The following is a 17,974-nucleotide window of genomic DNA, read 5'->3' as shown; positions in this document are numbered from 1 at the left end:
CTGCCAGAGCACACCTCATACATGCACCACCTTGGTGAATATATCTGCACCAATGTGGTGCAAATCAAAAATAAGATTGGTTTTGGTGCATGGCACCTGATTCATGCCTGCTGCAGATGCTTCTCAGCGAGCCACCGAAGCTGCACCACCCGAATCATCTGCACCAGGTGCAAGCGGAACCTGTGGATCAGCGGCACTCGGCATGGTCTGCGCCCTCATCTGCTCCAGCGCAGCCAGACAGAAGTGAGCAAACCACAGTGCAGAGAAGGCAAACACCAGCGCGTAGATCCAGATCGCAATCGGAACCAGAATCCAGAAAGCGGCCAGGAACAGCAGCCCGGAAATCCAGACCACACCGGGTGCTGTGCCCAGATAGCCGCAGATCACCCCCATCAGAATGAGTGACATGCGGTGACGGGCAAACAGGGCCCGGCGCTCATCCTTGCTGGCATGCTCGGACAAGGCATCAAATGCCATGACCCTGTAGGTGAGCCAGCCCCAGATCAGGGGAGCCACCACCAGCATCAGCGGCGGGAACACCCATAGCGGCAAAGTGACAAACAAGGCCAGCAGCGCAATCAGCGTGGAGCCACCCGACCAGACCAGGCTGGCCACGGTAGAGCCGCCATGCTTTTTCTCCAGCCCGACAAAGCGCTTCTCGGCCACCAGCTGCGTCAGCACTGGTGCCATGAACAGGCCCACCAGCAGCAAAACCAGCACCACGAGTACCGGCATTGCTCCCAACACCACAAAAATGGAGGCCACCACCTCCGAGGCATACCCAAGGCCCAGCCCTTGCAGCCATAGCCACAAGGAATGCAGCCAGCCCACCCCGTCCAGCAGGCTTTGCACCTTGAGGACCGCATCGGCCCAGAAGAAGTAACCAAGAAGCCAGGCCATCAAGGCCATGGCCAGCAGCGGCAAGAGTGACCAGACAATGACCCGCTTATGCAGGCAATACGCCAGGGCACGCCAAAAAGAGTCGAGTAGCAAGCTCATGCTGGCAAGCATACTCAAGGATTGACTTATGCGCGACCCATCAATCGCAGGACAGCCAGCCACTGCTGCGCCCAGAAGCCACGGCCATAGTCGCGCAATTGTCCTTTTGCATTCGCTTGCACCTGATCGCGAATGCCAGTGGGGTCATAGCGCAGATCGAAGTTGGCCGTGCCAAACAATATGTCCCACCAGGGCAGCAATACGCCGAAGTTGTTGCCGTGCACCTTCTTGTTGCGCACAGGCGCCATGGGTTCGTGGCCAATACCGATGGCGTGATGGCGGCGGTGAAAGCGCGGGCTGATCCACAGGCGCTCGCCCAGCTGGCCAAACCAGATGCGCACGTTGGCATGCTGGAAGCTCTCGCTGAGCTGGGTCAGGGCCACGATGGCTACGAACTGCCCCGGAGCCACTCCAATCAGCTGGGCCACCAGCACGATGATGGCGTCATGGATCACGTCGTCGAGCAGGTGATTGCGGTTGTCGCTCCACACCGTCATCTGGCGCTGCGAGTGGTGCACGGCATGCAGCTTCCACCACCAGGCAAAGCCGTGCTGGCCTCGATGAATCCAGTACTCGACCAGATCGAAGACCACCAGATACATCAACAGACTGACCCAGCCATTGTCCGTCACGCCCGGCCAGATATCGTCAAGGTGAAAGCCCGGCAAGCCCCAGACATGGAGCTGGCCCATGAGCGAATTCCACAGCGGCTCCGTCGTGAAGAACAAGGCCAGCCTGAACAGTCCCAGCCGATGAATCAGCGTATAGAGGATGTCCACACGAATCGCCTGGCGGTCCACCACGGGCTCGACCGGCCTCCAGCGCTGCAGCGGCACGATCACCGCGACCATGACTGCTATCTGCAGCAGCCCCACCAGCAGCCAGCCCGTGGCCGTGTAGCCATCTTCGAGCAGGTTCGCCATGCCGAAATGGAACAGAAACGGCTGCACCACGCCTTCGAACAGACGTTGCTGCGCCTCACCAAACATCTGAACCAACCAATCCACGACTCACTCCTCCTGCAGCACTCAGCGGTGCTGCGCAATCCAGCCCTGATACGCCGGATGCTCGGCCAGCGTACGAAAGCAAAAACCCTTATCCAGCAGACCGACGATCAGCGGCTCCAGCACCGCCGGGGCCCAGGGATCCTGGCGCGACCAGATCCCCAGGTGCGCCAGCAAGATATCGCCGTTACCTATGTTTTTGAGTGCCTGGGCCAGCAAGCGTTCATTCGGATATTTGTCGCTGGGCAGCTCGTCGCCCAGAAAGCCTGCCGGCGCCCAGCCCACATGCTGAAAGCCGCCCTGCTGCGCTGCGGCAATCAGCGCCGGCGATGTCTTGCCGCCCGGAGCACGATACAGCGGCAAGGTCTTGCGGCCCGTGATCTGGGTCAGCCGCTGGGCGGAGCGCGCAATCTCCTGCCGGTACTCATCGGCAGACACCACGAAGCTCTGGCCGGCCCTGGGCCCGGCCGAGGGCTTGACCTTGAAGTGCGTGACCTGGCCCGTGGCCTTGTCGCGAATATCGGCCAGCCAGTACATATGGTCGAAGGTATGGGATGCGAGCTGGTGACCTTCGTCGGCACGCGCCTTCCACCACGGGGCCCAGAAGTCACCCAGACTGCTGCCCCCCTCCTTCGTGGCCTCATTGGCGGCAAAGAATGTGACGGACACCTTGTGCTTTTGCAGAACCTGGGCGACCCACTGGGCAATGCCCATATGCCCTGTGTCAAAAGTCAGGTAAACCGCCTTGGAGCATGTGCCTGAAGCCATCTTCTTTGAAGCTTCGGCAGCGAAGGCTGGAACGGCAGGCAGGCTGCCGACCAGCGAGCCGAGCATGAAACAACGTCTTTGCATCCACCCTCCTTGAGGTGGTCAACACGAAAACCAGGCCGCCCCTGCCGCTCCGATGCGGCCGGGACAAGCGCTTTAGCGCGCGGCGTGGGACAGCGTCCAGACCCCGTGGGGCGACTTGCCCACATTGACCTGATTGACTACCTTCTTCTCCACCGTGTCGATCACCGACAGCTTGCGCGCCCAGCGCGAAGCCACAAAGATGTAGCGGCCGTCGGCCGAGACATCCATGCAGTCCGGGCCGCCCGGTGCCGGGTAGTTGGCCACGACCTGGCTGCTGAGCATATCGATCTTGCTGATGGTATTGGCCACGCGATTGCTCACGTACAGATGGCGATCATCGCCGGCAGCGCGGAAGGCATGCGCTCCGGCTGCCGTCTTGATCTGACCCAGGCTGCGTGGCTCAGGAGCCGTGATGTCAAACACCTCGACGCCTTCGCCGCCCGTCAGGCCGACAAACAGCTTCTTGCCGTCAGGGCTGCCGTAGACGTCCGCAGGCATGGGGCCCGTGGGCACACGAGCCTTGATGGTCTGGGTGGCGATATCGATGGCCACCAGGGCATCGCTGTCCTGCATGGTGGAGTAAAGCGTCTTGCTCTGCGCGTCGATGAACAGATGGCTGGGCGTCTTGCCCGTGGAGACCCGCTTGACCAGCGTCGGCGTCTGCGTGGCCGCATCCCAGCGGTAAAAATCGATGTGGTTGAGTCGGTTGGCAGCCGTGACGAACCATTTCATGTCCGGCGAAAAGCGCAGATGGTACGGGTCCACGATGTCGCGGATCACGCGCTGCACGGCACCCGTGCGCGGATCCACCAGAGTCAGCGAATCGCCCAGGGCATTGGCCACCACCAGCGACTTCTCATCTGGCGTCAGGTACAGGTGATGAGGCTCCTTGCCCGTGGGAATGCGCGACTGCTCTTTCCAGGTCTGTGGATCGATCACACTGATGGATGCATCCAGGGAGTTCAGCACAAAGATGGGCGTGGGGCCTTGAACGGCACGCGCTGCCTGTGCCGGCTTGACTGCGGCAGGCAGCGCAGGCGCTGCACCGGCCGGCACAGCAGCTGCGGGCGTGACTGCTGGCACTGCCGCGACCGCTGGTGCGGCTGCCTTGGCAGACTTGAAACCGGGCAAGGCCGAAGCCCCCAACCATGCCGCAGCGCCCACGCCCACGACCAATGCCACAGCAGCGCCAGTGCGCCCAATAGAAAGACGTCCCACAACCACCACCTTCTCAGAATCCATGCAGTGTAGCTGCGTCAATGCAGCCGCTGCCAACACAAGCCTTCTGGTTTACAAAGCTTGTTGAAATGCCGCGCCAACCTTGCCTGATCGGCGCAGGCCGCATCATGACAACAATTCAAAAACAGGAGCAGCTAGCTCCTGCTTTTATTACGGTACAGCTTTAAAAAAGCTTGAAACCGTTGAAATAAAGACACATGGCGCTCATTTATTGATGAACATCATTGCTCTATAAAAAAAGGAGCCCCAGAAGGGCTCCTTTGCCAACGTCGGTGACGGGTCCTCAGACCTTCCACTTCTCCGCCAGCTTTTCGGGACTCAGCGTGTCATAGCCTTCGAAAGGCTGGTGAATCCAGGGGTTGGTACCCAGATAGTCCACCGAGTAGTCAGGCTCGAAAGTCGACACGCCCTTGGTCCAGATCACGGCGCTGCGCAGCTCCGTAATGGGTGCGTAGTTGGTCTTGAGCATGGCGATCACGGCCTTGAGCGTGGCGCCCGAGTCCGCCAGATCGTCGACCAGCAGCACGCGGCCGGAAATGTCGCCCTTGGGCGTGGCAATGAAGCGACCGATGTCCAGATGGCCCTGCACCGTGCCGGCTTCGGCGCGGTAGGAGCTGGTGGACATGATGGCCAGAGGCTTGTCGAAAATGCGGCTCAGGATGTCGCCGGGACGCAGACCACCACGTGCCAGGCACAGGATGGTGTCGAATTCCCAGCCGGACTGGTGGATCTTGATGGCGAGCTTTTCGATGAGACCGTGGTACTCGTCGTAGCTCACATACAGGTGCTTACCGTCTTCTGTCAGCATGGGCACAGTTCCTTTGAAAGTTCAGTAAAACCCGGCCCGATCAGGCGGCGCTGTACGGGTTGTGCATCAGGATGGTGTGGTCGCGGTCGGGGCTGGTGGACACCATGGCAATGGGCACACCGGTCACTTCGGCGATACGGTCCAGATAACGGCGAGCATTCACGGGCAGCTTGTCGTAGTCGGTCACACCCACGGTGGAGTCTGTCCAGCCAGGAATGGATTCGTAGATGGGCTTGCAGCGCTCGATATCGTCCGCACCCAGAGGCAGCAGGTCGATCTTCTCGCCGTCGAGCTCATAGCCCACGCACAGTTGCAGCTCTTCGATGCCGTCCAGCACGTCCAGCTTGGTGATGCACAGACCGGACAGACCGTTGATCTGGGCCGAACGCTTGAGCAGCGCAGCATCGAACCAGCCGCAGCGGCGCGAGCGGCCGGTGGTCACCCCCTTCTCGGCGCCCACGGTGGACATCACCCAGCCCGGAGTGCCTTCCTTTTCCCATTCCAGCTCGGTGGGGAAGGGGCCGCCGCCCACGCGGGTGCAGTAAGCCTTGGTGATGCCCAGGATGTAGTGCAGCAGACCGGGGCCCACGCCAGCGCCTGCGGCAGCATTGCCTGCCACGCAGTTGGACGAGGTGACATAGGGGTAGGTGCCGTGATCCACGTCCAGCAGCGTGCCCTGCGCGCCTTCGAACAGCAGGTTGCCGCCTTCGGCGTGCACTGCGTTGAGCTCGCGCGAAACATCGGCAATCATGGGCTTGATCAGCTCGGCATGATGCATGGCCTCGTCGTACACGGCGTCGAACTGAACTTCGCCATCCTTCATGTAGGCAGCCAGGCCGGCGCCGAAGTCGAAGTTCTGGGAACCCAGCACATTCACCAGAATGTGGTTGTGCAGGCTCAGCAGCTCGCGCAGCTTGGTGGCGAAGCGCTCGGGGTGCTTCAGATCCTGCACGCGCAGGGCGCGGCGGGCGATCTTGTCTTCGTAGGAAGGGCCGATGCCCTTGCCGGTGGTGCCGATCTTCTGCACGCCACCCTTTTCACGGGCCGCTTCACGGGCCACGTCCAGAGCCTGGTGGAAAGGCAGGATCAGCGGGCAGGCTTCGGACACGCGCAGGCGCTCACGCACTTGCACGCCGGCCTTTTCCAGACCTTCGATTTCTTCAAACAGCTTGCCCACGGAGAGCACCACACCATTGCCGATGTAGCACTTCACGCCGGGACGCATGATGCCGCTGGGAATCAGGTGCAGAGCCGTCTTCACGCCATTGATGACCAGTGTGTGGCCGGCGTTGTGACCGCCCTGGAAACGCACGACGCCGTTGGCGCTCTCGGTCAGCCAGTCGACCAGCTTGCCCTTGCCCTCATCACCCCACTGGGTGCCGACGACGACCACATTGCGACCTTTGGATGTATTCATATTCCAATCCGATAAATCGAAGAATTAGTCAAATGCCTTAAATGGCTTGCACGACCCATTGCCCGCCAACATTGGCAAGCTCACGGTCGCAGTGGAACTCGTCCACTTCGCTTTCATGCCCTGGCAGCACGCAGACCACCGTCTCGCCCTGCTGGCGCAATGCGGCAATGGCGGCTGCCACTTGCGCGTCATCGCCCCAGGGAGCGCGAATGGCAGCCTTGAGCGGACGCTCGGGCACGACAGCCACCAGTTGTTTGATATCGAGACTGAAGCCGGCAGCGGGACGATTGCGCCCGAACACTGCACCGACTTCGTCGTAACGGCCCCCGCGCACCAGGGCATCGCTGCCGCCGGGCACATAGATCGCAAAGCGAGTACCGCTGTAGTAGGAGTAGCCACGCAGATCGGCCAGGTCGAAGCTGACCTTGACGCCATCCAGATGCTGCACCAGCCAGCGCAAATGTGACAGCACATTGCGCACGCCGGCAGTGCGCTCGAGCAGCTTTTCAGCTTGATCGAGCACTTCCATGCCGCCGTAAAGCTGCAGCAGCGCCATCAGGCCTTCACGCGAAGCTTCGGGGAAATCGCGACTCAGCTGGGCCAGCTCGGTTGCATCCTTGGAAGCCAGGGCTGCATGAACGCCTCGCAGCACTTGCTCGTCCACCATCACGCCGGCCAGCAGACTGCGCACGATGCGCACATCGGCCAGGTCCACGATGACGTCCTTGACGCCCGCGCCCTTGAGGCAGTCCAGAGCCAGGTGCAAGGCTTCGAGGTCGGCTTCCAGGCCTTCATGGCCGTAGATTTCAGCACCGAACTGGAACGGCTCACGCGTGGCACGCGGACGATCGGGGAGTGCATGAACGACAGGGCCGCAGTAGCACAGACGGGTTACGCCCTTGCGATTGAGCAAATGTGCATCAATGCGTGCCACCTGCTGCGTCATGTCTGCACGCAGGCCCATGGTGCGACCGGAGAGCTGGTCAATCAGTTTGGAGGTTTGAAGGGCAAGAGCTTCGCCTGTACCCGTCAGCAAGGACTCCAGATACTCCAGCATGGGTGGCATGACAAGCTCATAGCCATAGCTGCGCGCAGTATCGAGCAATCCTCGACGCAATTCTTCGATGTGCCGTGCCTCGGAGGGCAAAACATCGGCAATGTGATCCGGCAGGACCCAAGCAGACATGGAGAAATGGGGAGGCTGTTAAAAACGCGATTCTACCGGCTTTGCCAGCCCCGCCCAATTTGACCGCTAAGGCCTAGCCAGTATCGGCAGTATTCAAAGCAGCACCAGCATGATGGCGCCTGCTGCGATACAGAGCAATCCGCAAAAGCGCAGCTGCCCATCTCTGAGCTGCAGCAGTTGGGCAAACAGCTGGCGCCACAGCCCGGGCGCGAACAGGGGCAGCAGCCCTTCCAGCACCAGCAGCATGGCGATCGCCAGCCCCATACTCTCCCACCAGTCCATTGCAATCCCCCAATAAGCAATGGCCCTCAAGGGGCCATTGTTTGTATCGTTGTCAAAGCTCTCCGAACTTGCGCAAACCAGGATGCACCACAGGCATTGCTATCGGCAACACACCATGCCTGATCCGAATTTGCGCCAGCCAGGGCTTATTTGCCCGCAGAACCGCCACTGCGATAAGCCTTGAAGAAGTCGCTTTGCGAAGGGTCGAGCACCAGCACATCGCTCTTCTTGGAGAAGCTCTCCTTGTAAGCATCCAGACTGCGATAGAACTGCGCAAACTGCGGATCCTTGCCAAAGGATTCTGCGTAGACACGTGCGGCTTCAGCATCGCCCTCACCCTTGATCTTCTGGGCATCGCGGTAGGCATTGGCAATGGTGATGTCACGTTGACGGTCGGCCTCGGCGCGAATCTTTTCACCTTCAGCCGCGCCCGTGGAGCGCAGCTCGTTGGCCACGCGCTTGCGCTCGGCCTCCATACGGCGATAGACGGACTCGGTGATGGTCTCGGCATAGTCCACGCGAGTGATGCGCACATCGACGATGTCGACACCCCAGGGCTTGGAGCCGCGCACGGTTTCCAGCACTTCACGCTTGACGTCGGCCATCAGCGTTTCACGCTTGGAAGACAGCAGCTCACGCACGGTGCGACGGTTGATCTCTTCCTGAAAGGCATTGCGCACCACACGGTTGAGCTGCATGGCACCGGCAGATTCATCCAGACCCACGTTACGGATGTATTCCGAAGGCTCGGAGATGCGCCAGCGCACATACCAGTCGATGACCACGCGCTGCTTTTCAGCCGTGAGCATGGGCTCGGTATCGGTGCTGTCGAGCGTCAGCAGACGCTTGTCGATGTAGCGCACGTTCTGCAGCGGTGGCGGCAGCTTGAAGTTCAGCCCGGGCTCGGTGATCACTTCCTTGATCTGACCCAGCGCATAGACCACCCCGAACTGACGCTGATCCACGACAAACAGGGTCGAGCTCAGCAAGGCCAGCACCACGAGAATGCTGGTGACAAAAAATCCGATTCGATTCACTGCATTCTCTCCTAGCGTGCGTCACGGTCACGGCTGCGCGCATCGCGGCTACGCGCATCACCGGCGGGATTGGGTACTACACGTACGTTGGCTGGAGCCGAAGCTGCGCCGCCAGCAGCCGCATCACCCGACGCAGCGGGAGCAGCGGCGCTGCCACCCACGTTCTGCATGATCTTGTCCAGAGGCAGATACAGCAGATTGGAGCCCTGGCGCGACTCCACCAGAACCTTGGTCACGTTGGTGTAGACCTGCTGCATCGCATCGATGTAGAGACGGTCGCGTGTGACCTGAGGAGCCTTCTGGTACTCGGAATACAGCGAACTGAAGCGTCCGGCATCACCCTGAGCCTGGGCCACGATCTTGGACTTGTAGGCCGCAGCCTCCTCACCCAGACGCGCCGCGGCACCCGCAGCGCGGGGCACCACATCGTTGGCATAAGCCTGGGCCTCATTCTTGGCACGCTCACGCTCCTGACCAGCCTTGAGCACATCGTCAAAAGAGGCCTGCACCTGCTCGGGCGGCCGCACGCCGCCTTGCTGCATATTGATGCCCACCACTTCAACGCCCACCTTGTAACGATCCAGGATGGACTGCATCAGATCGCGTACTCGCGGTGCGATCTGGTCACGCTCCTCAGCCAAAGCCGCGTCCATCTTCATCTTGCCGACAACTTCACGCACGGCGGACTCTGCAACCTGGATCACGGCCTCGGAAGGACTGCGGCTTTCGAACAACCATGCTCGCGCATCGCTCAGGCGGTACTGCACGGCAAACTTGATCTCGACGATGTTCTCGTCCTCGGTAAGCATTGCCGATTCACGCAGCCCCGTGCTGCGCACGATGTTGTCGCTGCCCACCTCGGCCGAGCGAATCTGCGAAACGTAGACCAGCTCATGCTTTTGAACGGGATAAGGCAGGCGCCAGTTGAAGCCCGCTCCCACGGTGCTCTTGTACTTGCCGAACTGCGTGATGACGGCCTGCTGGCCTTCCTGCACGATGAAAAAGCCTGTACCCAGCCAGATCAGCACGGCCACGCCGGCAATCAGGAAAATTCCTTTACCGGGGTTGAACGGCTCGCCAGGCTGGCCGCCACTGCGGCTGGGCGGCACACCACGGCCATTGCCGGAGCCACCACCGAACAGACCGGAAAGCTTGCGATTGAGATCACGCCACACCTCCTCCAGATCAGGCGGCTGGCCTTGCTGGGAAGAGGAAGGACGAGGCCGCTGCTCGGGTGCGGGCGGCATCGGAGGACGCTCCCCTTCGGGTGCCGAGCTGTCCGGCTTGGAGCCATCTTCGTTGTTGTTGTCGCCACGACCCCAGCGCGGATCGTTCAAATTGAACATCCCGCGAATGCGTTGCGGCAGCACCGCCAGGCGATGGACGCGTTGTGAAAAATTCATGCGAGACGTCTCTGTGTTTTCAAAAAGACATGGACCATGGCAAGCATTGTGCCCAATAGGAACGCAAGCCCCTAGTATTGCGCGTCGTCATCAGGGGACATCCAGTACGTATCGTCCTGCCCCTCGACTTCTTCGCGTGCCGCCTCTTCACGTACCTGCAAAACCCGGTCAGCCAACATCTGCCGCAGCTGCGCCAGCCCCTGCCCCGAGCGAGCACTGACAAACACACGCGGCACCGGCGTGCCATCGAGCTCATACATATCCTGCAGCATGGCAGGCTGACGCTCGGGCTCAATGGCATCCAGCTTGTTGAAAACCAGAATCTGAGGCACATCATCGGCCCCGATTTCACCCAGAACTTTTTGGACTTGTTGTATTTGTTCCGGGAATCCGGGGTTCGATGCATCCACGACATGCAGCAGCAGATCGGCGTCAATCGCCTCCTGCAAGGTCGCCTGGAAAGCATCCACCAGACCGTGCGGCAAGTCACGAATAAAACCGACGGTATCCGACAGGGAAACCGATTCCTCGGCCTCCACCAGATACATCTGCCGGGTGGTGGTATCCAGCGTGGCAAACAGCTGATCTGCGGCATAGGCGCGAGCCTTCACCATGGCATTGAACAGCGTGGATTTGCCGGCATTGGTATAGCCAACCAGGGAAATATTGAAAACTTCGCGACGCGAGCGCTGGCGCCTCTGCGTAGAGCGCTGCTTCTTGACCTTTTTCAGGCGCTCCTTGGTGCGCTTGATGGCATCGTCAATCATGCGGCGGTCCAGCTCGATCTGCTTTTCACCGGGGCCGCCACGGCCGCCGATACCGCCGGCCTGACGCTCCAGGTGACTCCAGCGGCGCACCAGGCGCGTGCTGATGTATTGCAGGCGAGCCAGCTCCACCTGCAGCTTGCCTTCATGGCTGCGTGCACGCTGGGCGAAGATTTCCAGAATCAGCATGGTCCGGTCGTTGACCGGCATCTGGATATGGCGCTCCAGATTGCGCTGCTGCGCCGGACTCAGGGCCTGGTCGAACCAGACTTCCTTGGCGCCGTGCATCTGGGCCAGCATGCGGATTTCATCCGCCTTGCCACTGCCCACGAACAACGCGGGATCGGGGGCTTTGCGCTTGCAGGTCAAGCGCGCCACGGGTTGCAAGCCAGCGGTCTGTGCCAACAGGCCCAGCTCTTCCAGCTCGTCGTCAAAATGGGGAACACCAAAATCCACGCCCACCAGCAGCACTGGAGCAGACGCGGAACGTTCAAAGGATTCAGAACTCAAATACCTGTCCCGTAGGGTAAAAGCCGCGCCGGGCTAGCCGGCGGGCGTTGACGCAAGAAAGCTTAGGCAGCAGCGGCGTCGTTGTCAGCCGGAGTAGCGGCCGAGAAGTTCACGGCGCGACCGGGAACGATGGTGGAGATGGCGTGCTTGTAAACCATCTGGGTCACAGTGTTGCGCAGAAGCACCACATATTGGTCGAACGACTCGATTTGGCCTTGCAGCTTGATGCCGTTGACCAGATAGATGGAGACCGGCACGTGTTCACGACGCAGTGCGTTCAGGAACGGATCTTGGAGGAGTTGACCTTTATTGCTCACGATATTCTCCGTGTTCGAAGAGTGTTGTTGTAAACCGACACGTTACCACAGGGCCCGGGAAAAACAGTAAAAGGGGTTTTCCCGCAGGCTCCAGCAGGCAGATATTAATCCTTGTCGGCGTAAGGATTATGGGAGGTTTTCAAGTCGATGCGCAACGGGGTTCCGACCAAATTGAACTCCTTGCGGAAACGCCCCTCCAGAAAGCGCTTGTAGGCATCGGTGACCAGTTCCAGCGAGTTGCCATGGATCACGATGATGGGCGGGTTCATGCCGCCCTGGTGGGCATAGCGCATCTTGGGGCGATAGGCTCCCACCTTCTTGGGCGTCTGGAACTGGATCGACTCCATCAGAATGCGCGTCAACACCGGCGTAGGCATCTTGCAGGTGGCTGCACGATGGGCCTGGATGATGGACTTCCACAGCGGCTCGAGACCCTGGCGCTTCTGTGCCGAGATGAAGTGCAGCGGCGCAAACTTCAGGAAGGACAGGCGCGTCTCGATGGAGCGCTCCAGCATCTGGCGCTGGTAGTCATCCACGGCATCCCATTTGTTGATGGCCAACACGACCGAGCGACCGCTCTCCAGGATATAGCCCGCGATATGAGCGTCTTGGTCGGTCACGCCTTCCGTGGCATCGATCAGCAGCAGCACGACGTTGGCGCCTTCGATGGCCTGCAGCGTCTTGACCACCGAGAATTTCTCGATGGCTTCAAACACCTTGCCCTTGCGGCGCAGACCGGCTGTATCGATCAGCTCGAACTTCTGACCATTGCGCTCGAAAGGCACGGTGATCGCATCACGCGTGGTGCCGGGCATGTCGAAAGCTACCAGGCGCTCTTCACCCAGCCAGGTGTTGATCAGCGTGGACTTGCCGGCGTTGGGACGGCCAGCCACCGCCAGACGCACGGGCTTCTGGTCTTCCTCGCCAAAAGTTTCCTCTTCGGGCTCGGGCAAGTTCAGGAGACCCAGAGCCGCATCGACCAGGCTGCGCACACCCTGACCGTGGGCTGCAGACACGGGCACGACCTCGCCGAGACCCAGCTCATAGAACTCGGACAGATGCGCACCATCCTGCATGCCTTCGGCCTTGTTGGCCACCAGCATGGTGGGTTTGCCCAGACGGCGCAGGTAGTTGCCGATTTCATGATCCTGACCGGAAAGACCGGCACGCGCATCCAGCACGAAGATCACGACATCGGCTTCCGCCACGGCCTGCTGCGTCTGCTTGGCCATCTCCTTGAAGATGCCGCGCGATGCGTCCGGCTCGAAACCGCCCGTATCGATGACGATGTACTCATGCTTGCCCTGACGGCCCTGGCCGTAATGGCGGTCACGCGTCAGCCCTGCAAAGTCGGCGACGATGGCATCCCTCGACTTCGTGAGTCGATTGAACAGCGTCGACTTGCCCACATTGGGGCGCCCTACCAGGGCAATAACTGGCTTCATTCCAAAAACAACCTATCAATCCGGCTTGAAGCCATACACAGTTCCGCTTCGGCTGACGATCACCAGAGTATTGGCGGCGACAACCGGGGAAGTGGCAACTCCTGCCTTGTCAGTTTCCAAACGGGCCAGTGCAGAGCCGTCTTCACGCGAGAGCATATGCACTGTCCCCAAATCATCGGCCAGCACCACGGAGCGGCCCAGCACCAAAGGCGCAGTCAGCTTGCGGTACTGCAGCTTGTCGATGGACCACAGACGCTGACCGTCTGCACGATTCCAGGCCTGCACCGTGCCGTTGCCTTCCGCACCAAACACGGCCTGCTCGTCGCCCGCCACGCCGTCGCTGCCCTTGGAGGTCTGCGTCCAGCGCACATTGGCCGTGCTCACATCCACACACCCCACCGAGGCCTGGAACGCACGTGCACAGACACTGCTGCCCACACGGCTGACGGGACCGACCAGATCTACCAGTCGCTCCACATCGTTGGTTCCGCGCGGTGCGGCCAGAGGAGCCATCCAGCGCACCGAGCCATTGTCAGGATCAACGCCTGCCAGACGTCCGGACACGCCTACCACCAGATTATTACCAACGGCCTGCAAAACGCCTGGCTGTCGCAAAATAAGCGGTTCATTGCTGGGGCCTTCAACCGACCACAGCTCACGACCCGTATTGGCATCGAAAGCAGCTAAAGAACGATCAGCCGCCATCACGAACACGCGACCGCCAGCCACCAGAGGCGGCGTATAGACCGCTGCGGTCAGGTTGTTCTTCCACAGCTGCTTGCCTTCGGCAAACACCATGAGCTGGTTGCTGCGTGTAACCACCGCTGTGCGCTGGCCGTCGCTGCCCACGCCGGTGGTCAGCGGCTCGCCCGCACTGAACTTGCCCAGCTGGCTGCCGGTATTGCCATCAAGCGTGGTAACGCTGCCATCCTTGGTGACCACGGTGACAGTATTGCCCTGCACCAGCGCAGGCATGGCCAGAGGCACTTCGCTGCCGAGCTTGGCCGACCAGGCCTGGTGCACGGCGATCTTGCCGGGGTTGGGCCCCAGATCCTGTGGCTTGGGCTTGTCCTTGCCGCCGAACATGGAGCAGGCAGCCAGCGACGCGGCCACCGCAGTCAGCACCAGCACACGGGCTGCGGATTGCGCTGCAGGGGCAGCGGACTTCACTTGATGGGCAAAAGTCTTCAAGATTATTTCTCCGACGGCGTTGTCTTTACCAGGGTTGCGGCTTCAGGAGCCACGCCCAGCGCGTTCAGCTTGAATTCCACCAGATGGCGGTAGTCCAGATCCTTGTCCAGCGCCTTGTAGGCCGCCTGGTACTGGGCAACCGCCTCAGCCTGCTTGCCCAGCGCCACATACAGATCGCCACGGCGATCAGCCTGCAGACCGGCATAGGACTCGGGCATGGCCGCCTCAAGCACCTTCAGGCCTTCGTCATAGCTTTTTTGCTGCTCCAGCACGGAAGACAGACGAATGCGAGCGAGGGCCTTGAAGCCTTCATCACCCTTGTCGGCCACCCAGCTCAGCTGAGCCTTGGCGTCATCGAGCTTGCCGGCATCCACCGAGGCCTTGGCCATCAGCAAAGCCGTCTGGGCGGCCTGCGCCGTGCCCGCGTACTTGTCCCGCAGCTCGCTGAATGCCTGGTCGGCGCGCGCCGCATCCTTGGCCGTCAGTGCTTCGTCCACGGCAAACTCCAGGGCCGAGGCCTGGGTGGCCTGACGCTTTTGCCAGTACTGCCAGCCGTTCCAGCCGGCCAGCCCGAGAAAGACCACGACCAGAACGCTGGTGATCAGGGTTCCCCAGGAATTCCAGAAATGCTTGAGCTGCTCAATTTGCTCTTGTTCTTCAAGATCGAGATGATTTGCCATGGCTACTTAGATTGAGTGGAACGCTGGTCGGAAAACGGGAAGCGGAAAATCAAACCGCCGATTTTAGGCTGCCGGCCCACAAGGCCACATCCGCCAGAGCTTGCTGCACCTGCTGGCCTTCGCCGTCGCGCAGCGACTTCACAGTCACCTTGCCCTGGGCCAGCTCGTCGGCGCCGAAGATCAGGGCAAAGCGTGCACCCGAGCCATCGGCCTTCTTGAACTGGGATTTCATCGAGCCCATGCCTTCGGCAGAGCCGCCGGCCGCTGCATGCATCTGCACCGCCACACCGGCGGCGCGCAGCTGCTGCACAGTCTTGAAGACCTGGGGCAGCGCCGAGGCGTCGGGAATGATGGCGTAGACATCGGCTGCGGGCTGGGGAATCTCGGCACCCACCTCCTTGAGCACTTCGAGCACGCGCTCCACACCCATGCCCCAGCCTACGGCCGGTGCGGGCTTGCCGCCGATTTCCTCGATCAGATAGTCGTAACGACCGCCGCCGCAGATCGTGCCTTGCGAGCCCAGCTTGTCGGTAATGAACTCGAACACCGTGAGGTTGTAGTAGTCCATGCCGCGCACCAGACGCGGGTTCAGGCTCCAGGCCACATCGTTGGCATCCAGAATCTCCTGCACGGCCTTCAGATGCGCCTTGGAGGCATCACCCAGGTAGTCCATCAGCTTGGGCGCTGCGTTGACCATGTCCTGCATGGCCGGATTCTTGGTATCCAGCACGCGCAGCGGGTTGCTGTACATGCGGCGCTTGGCCTCCTCGTCCATCACCTCGGTGTGCTGCTCGAAGTAGGCGATCAGGGCCGCGCGATGCGCCTTGCGCTCCTCGGGCTGACCCAGGCTGTTGAGCTCCAGACGCACGCCTTCAATGCCCAGCTCTTTCCAAAGTTGAGCGGCCAGCAAAATCACTTCAGCATCCAGCTCGGGACCAGCAAAGCCCATGGCTTCCACACCGACCTGATGGAACTGGCGATAGCGGCCGCGCTGGGGACGCTCGTGGCGAAACATCTGGCCGATGTAGAACAGGCGCTTGCCGCCTTCGTAGAGCAGATTGTTTTCCACCACCGAACGCACCACGCCGGCCGTGCCTTCGGGGCGCAGGGTCAGGTGCTCGCCGTTGAGCTTGTCCTCGAAGGAGTACATCTCCTTTTCGACGATATCGGTCACCTCGCCCAGGCCGCGCACAAACAGGGCCGTGGGCTCGACGATGGGAGTGCGGATATTGCGATAGGCAAAGCGCCCCATCAGATCGCGCACCTTGGCTTCAAACCACTCCCAACGCGCCGAATCGGGTGGGAGAATGTCGTTCATGCCTTTGACGGCGGTCAGTTTTTCGTTCTTGGCCACGTGAAGTCTCACACTTGGGTTACTAGCAAAATAAGAGCATATTGCGCACGGCAATCATGCACTTCAACTAGAAACCTAATTCAAATCCATACAGATAGTGCGCAAGCAGCTATCAATTCCAAAGTCTTGGCTCGCTGGCATTGTGCCAGCAAGCGCAATCACCACCCGCATGCTGGGCCGCTGCAAGCGCTCGAGTCGCTCAGGCCTTCTGGCCGTAGCGGCGCTGCACATATTCCAGCACCAGGGTCTGGAACTCCTCGGCGATATGCTCGCCGCGCAGCGTCAAGGCCTTCTCACCGTCGATGAACACTGGCGCCGCAGGTGCCTCGCCATTGCCGGGCAGACTGATGCCGATATCGGCATGCTTGCTCTCGCCGGGACCATTGACGATGCAACCCATCACCGCCACCTTCATGGCTTCCACGCCGGGGAACTGGGTGCGCCAGACCGGCATTTCACCACGCAGGAAATCGTCGATCTTCTTGGCCAGCTCCTGGAACGTGGTGCTGGTGGTGCGGCCACAGCCCGGGCAGGCGGTGACGCTGGGCACGAACACGCGCAGCCCCAGGGCCTGCAGGATTTCGGAGGCTACAACGACCTCCTGCGTGCGAGCTTCACCGGGTTGGGGCGTGAGCGAGACGCGAATCGTGTCGCCGATGCCTTCTTGCAGCAGCACCGACAGTGCTGCGGTGGATGCCACCGTGCCCTTGGTGCCCATGCCGGCCTCGGTCAGGCCCAGGTGCAGCGCATAGTCGCAGCGGCGCGCCAGCTCGCGGTAGACCGCAATCAGATCCTGCACACCGCTGACCTTGCAGGACAGGATGATGTTGTCGGGGTTCAGACCAATATTCCTGGCCAGCTCGGCCGAGCTGATGGCCGAGGTGATCAGCGCCTCGTACATGACCTGGCGCGTCTCCCAGGGCTTGTCACGACGGCTGTTCTGGTCCATCAGATCGGCCATGATTTCCTGGTCCAGCGAGCCCCAGTTCACGCCGATGCGCACGGCCTTGTCGTATTTGGCCGCAATCTCGATCATCTGACCGAACTGCTTGTCCTTTTTGTCACCCTTGCCCACATTACCGGGGTTGATGCGGTACTTGGACAGCGCCTGGGCGCAGTCGGGGTAGTCGGTCAGCAGACGGTGGCCGTTGTAGTGGAAGTCGCCCACCAGCGGCACATACTCGCCCATGCGATCGAGCTGCTCGCGAATATAGGGCACGGCCGCCGCCGCCTCGGGCGTGTTCACCGTGATGCGCACCATCTCCGAGCCGGCCTGGGCCAGCTGACGCACCTGGATGGCAGTCTCCACCGCATCCACGGTGTCGGTATTGGTCATGGACTGCACGCGCACGGGCGCATCGCCCCCCACGGTGACCACGTTGTTGCGCCACACCACCCGGGCCTGGCGCGATTTGCGCGGCAGCGGGCTGGCGATGGCTATCGCCTGGCTGAGCTGCTGCGAGCTTTGAGAATCTTGCACTCTTGT

Annotated in this window: 17 protein-coding genes; all 17 read right to left on the bottom strand. The window is 61.0% G+C overall.

What is annotated here, in order from left to right; translation table 11 throughout:
* Positions 1-123: 123 nt before the first annotated feature.
* The 17 genes from QYQ99_RS21105 to ispG all read right to left on the bottom strand — a co-directional run bounded on the left by QYQ99_RS21105 (position 124) and on the right by ispG (position 17,968).
* Entirely contained in the window at positions 124-1,011 is an 888-nt protein-coding gene (locus tag QYQ99_RS21105) for an EI24 domain-containing protein (protein ID WP_302093234.1), read from the bottom strand.
* A 14-nt stretch (positions 1,012-1,025) separates the two neighbouring features.
* Positions 1,026-2,006, bottom strand: a complete 981-nt coding sequence (locus QYQ99_RS21100) for a sterol desaturase family protein (RefSeq protein WP_302089879.1) — start codon at positions 2,004-2,006, stop codon at positions 1,026-1,028.
* A gap of 21 nt (positions 2,007-2,027) precedes the next feature.
* A complete protein-coding gene (locus tag QYQ99_RS21095; protein ID WP_302089878.1) occupies positions 2,028-2,855 on the bottom strand; it encodes a polysaccharide deacetylase family protein in 828 nt (275 codons plus the stop codon).
* 72 nt (positions 2,856-2,927) lie between these two features.
* On the bottom strand, positions 2,928-4,097 hold the full coding sequence (locus QYQ99_RS21090) for a beta-propeller fold lactonase family protein (RefSeq protein WP_302089877.1): 1,170 nt from the start codon (positions 4,095-4,097) through the stop codon (positions 2,928-2,930).
* Between the two features lie 280 nt (positions 4,098-4,377).
* Positions 4,378-4,902: a phosphoribosyltransferase gene (locus QYQ99_RS21085; RefSeq protein ID WP_302089876.1), complete on the bottom strand. Its 525-nt coding sequence runs from the start codon at positions 4,900-4,902 to the stop codon at positions 4,378-4,380.
* 40 nt (positions 4,903-4,942) lie between these two features.
* Positions 4,943-6,319 (bottom strand): adenylosuccinate synthase, encoded by a 1,377-nt coding sequence (locus QYQ99_RS21080; RefSeq protein ID WP_302089875.1) that lies wholly within the window; start codon positions 6,317-6,319, stop codon positions 4,943-4,945.
* 37 nt (positions 6,320-6,356) lie between these two features.
* On the bottom strand, positions 6,357-7,505 hold the full coding sequence (locus QYQ99_RS21075; protein WP_302089874.1) for an ATP phosphoribosyltransferase regulatory subunit: 1,149 nt from the start codon (positions 7,503-7,505) through the stop codon (positions 6,357-6,359).
* Between the two features lie 93 nt (positions 7,506-7,598).
* The gene (locus QYQ99_RS21070) at positions 7,599-7,787 is read right to left on the bottom strand and encodes a DUF2065 family protein (protein WP_302089873.1); all 189 of its coding nucleotides are present in this window, start codon (positions 7,785-7,787) and stop codon (positions 7,599-7,601) included.
* A 146-nt stretch (positions 7,788-7,933) separates the two neighbouring features.
* A complete protein-coding gene (hflC, locus tag QYQ99_RS21065; protein ID WP_003077535.1) occupies positions 7,934-8,824 on the bottom strand; it encodes a protease modulator HflC in 891 nt (296 codons plus the stop codon).
* Positions 8,825-8,835: 11 nt separating this feature from the next.
* Positions 8,836-10,227, bottom strand: coding sequence for an FtsH protease activity modulator HflK (gene hflK / locus QYQ99_RS21060; RefSeq protein ID WP_087864539.1), 1,392 nt, complete (start codon positions 10,225-10,227; stop codon positions 8,836-8,838).
* 71 nt (positions 10,228-10,298) lie between these two features.
* Positions 10,299-11,462: a GTPase HflX gene (gene hflX / locus QYQ99_RS21055; protein ID WP_409816731.1), complete on the bottom strand. Its 1,164-nt coding sequence runs from the start codon at positions 11,460-11,462 to the stop codon at positions 10,299-10,301.
* A gap of 101 nt (positions 11,463-11,563) precedes the next feature.
* Entirely contained in the window at positions 11,564-11,818 is a 255-nt protein-coding gene (hfq, locus tag QYQ99_RS21050; RefSeq protein WP_012839170.1) for an RNA chaperone Hfq, read from the bottom strand.
* Between the two features lie 104 nt (positions 11,819-11,922).
* A complete protein-coding gene (der, locus tag QYQ99_RS21045; RefSeq protein WP_302089871.1) occupies positions 11,923-13,263 on the bottom strand; it encodes a ribosome biogenesis GTPase Der in 1,341 nt (446 codons plus the stop codon).
* Between the two features lie 15 nt (positions 13,264-13,278).
* Positions 13,279-14,454, bottom strand: coding sequence for an outer membrane protein assembly factor BamB (gene bamB, locus QYQ99_RS21040; protein ID WP_302089870.1), 1,176 nt, complete (start codon positions 14,452-14,454; stop codon positions 13,279-13,281).
* Between the two features lie 2 nt (positions 14,455-14,456).
* Positions 14,457-15,134, bottom strand: coding sequence for a YfgM family protein (locus tag QYQ99_RS21035; protein WP_302089869.1), 678 nt, complete (start codon positions 15,132-15,134; stop codon positions 14,457-14,459).
* 49 nt (positions 15,135-15,183) lie between these two features.
* Positions 15,184-16,452, bottom strand: coding sequence for a histidine--tRNA ligase (hisS, locus tag QYQ99_RS21030; protein WP_302093233.1), 1,269 nt, complete (start codon positions 16,450-16,452; stop codon positions 15,184-15,186).
* Positions 16,453-16,687: 235 nt separating this feature from the next.
* A complete protein-coding gene (gene ispG, locus QYQ99_RS21025; RefSeq protein WP_302089868.1) occupies positions 16,688-17,968 on the bottom strand; it encodes a flavodoxin-dependent (E)-4-hydroxy-3-methylbut-2-enyl-diphosphate synthase in 1,281 nt (426 codons plus the stop codon).
* Between the last annotated feature and the right edge of the window lie 6 nt (positions 17,969-17,974).

It is taken from the genome of Comamonas testosteroni (genome assembly GCF_030505195.1).
Classification (GTDB): domain Bacteria; phylum Pseudomonadota; class Gammaproteobacteria; order Burkholderiales; family Burkholderiaceae_C; genus Comamonas; species Comamonas testosteroni_G.
This window is presented reverse-complemented; position numbering and strand designations above follow the sequence as displayed.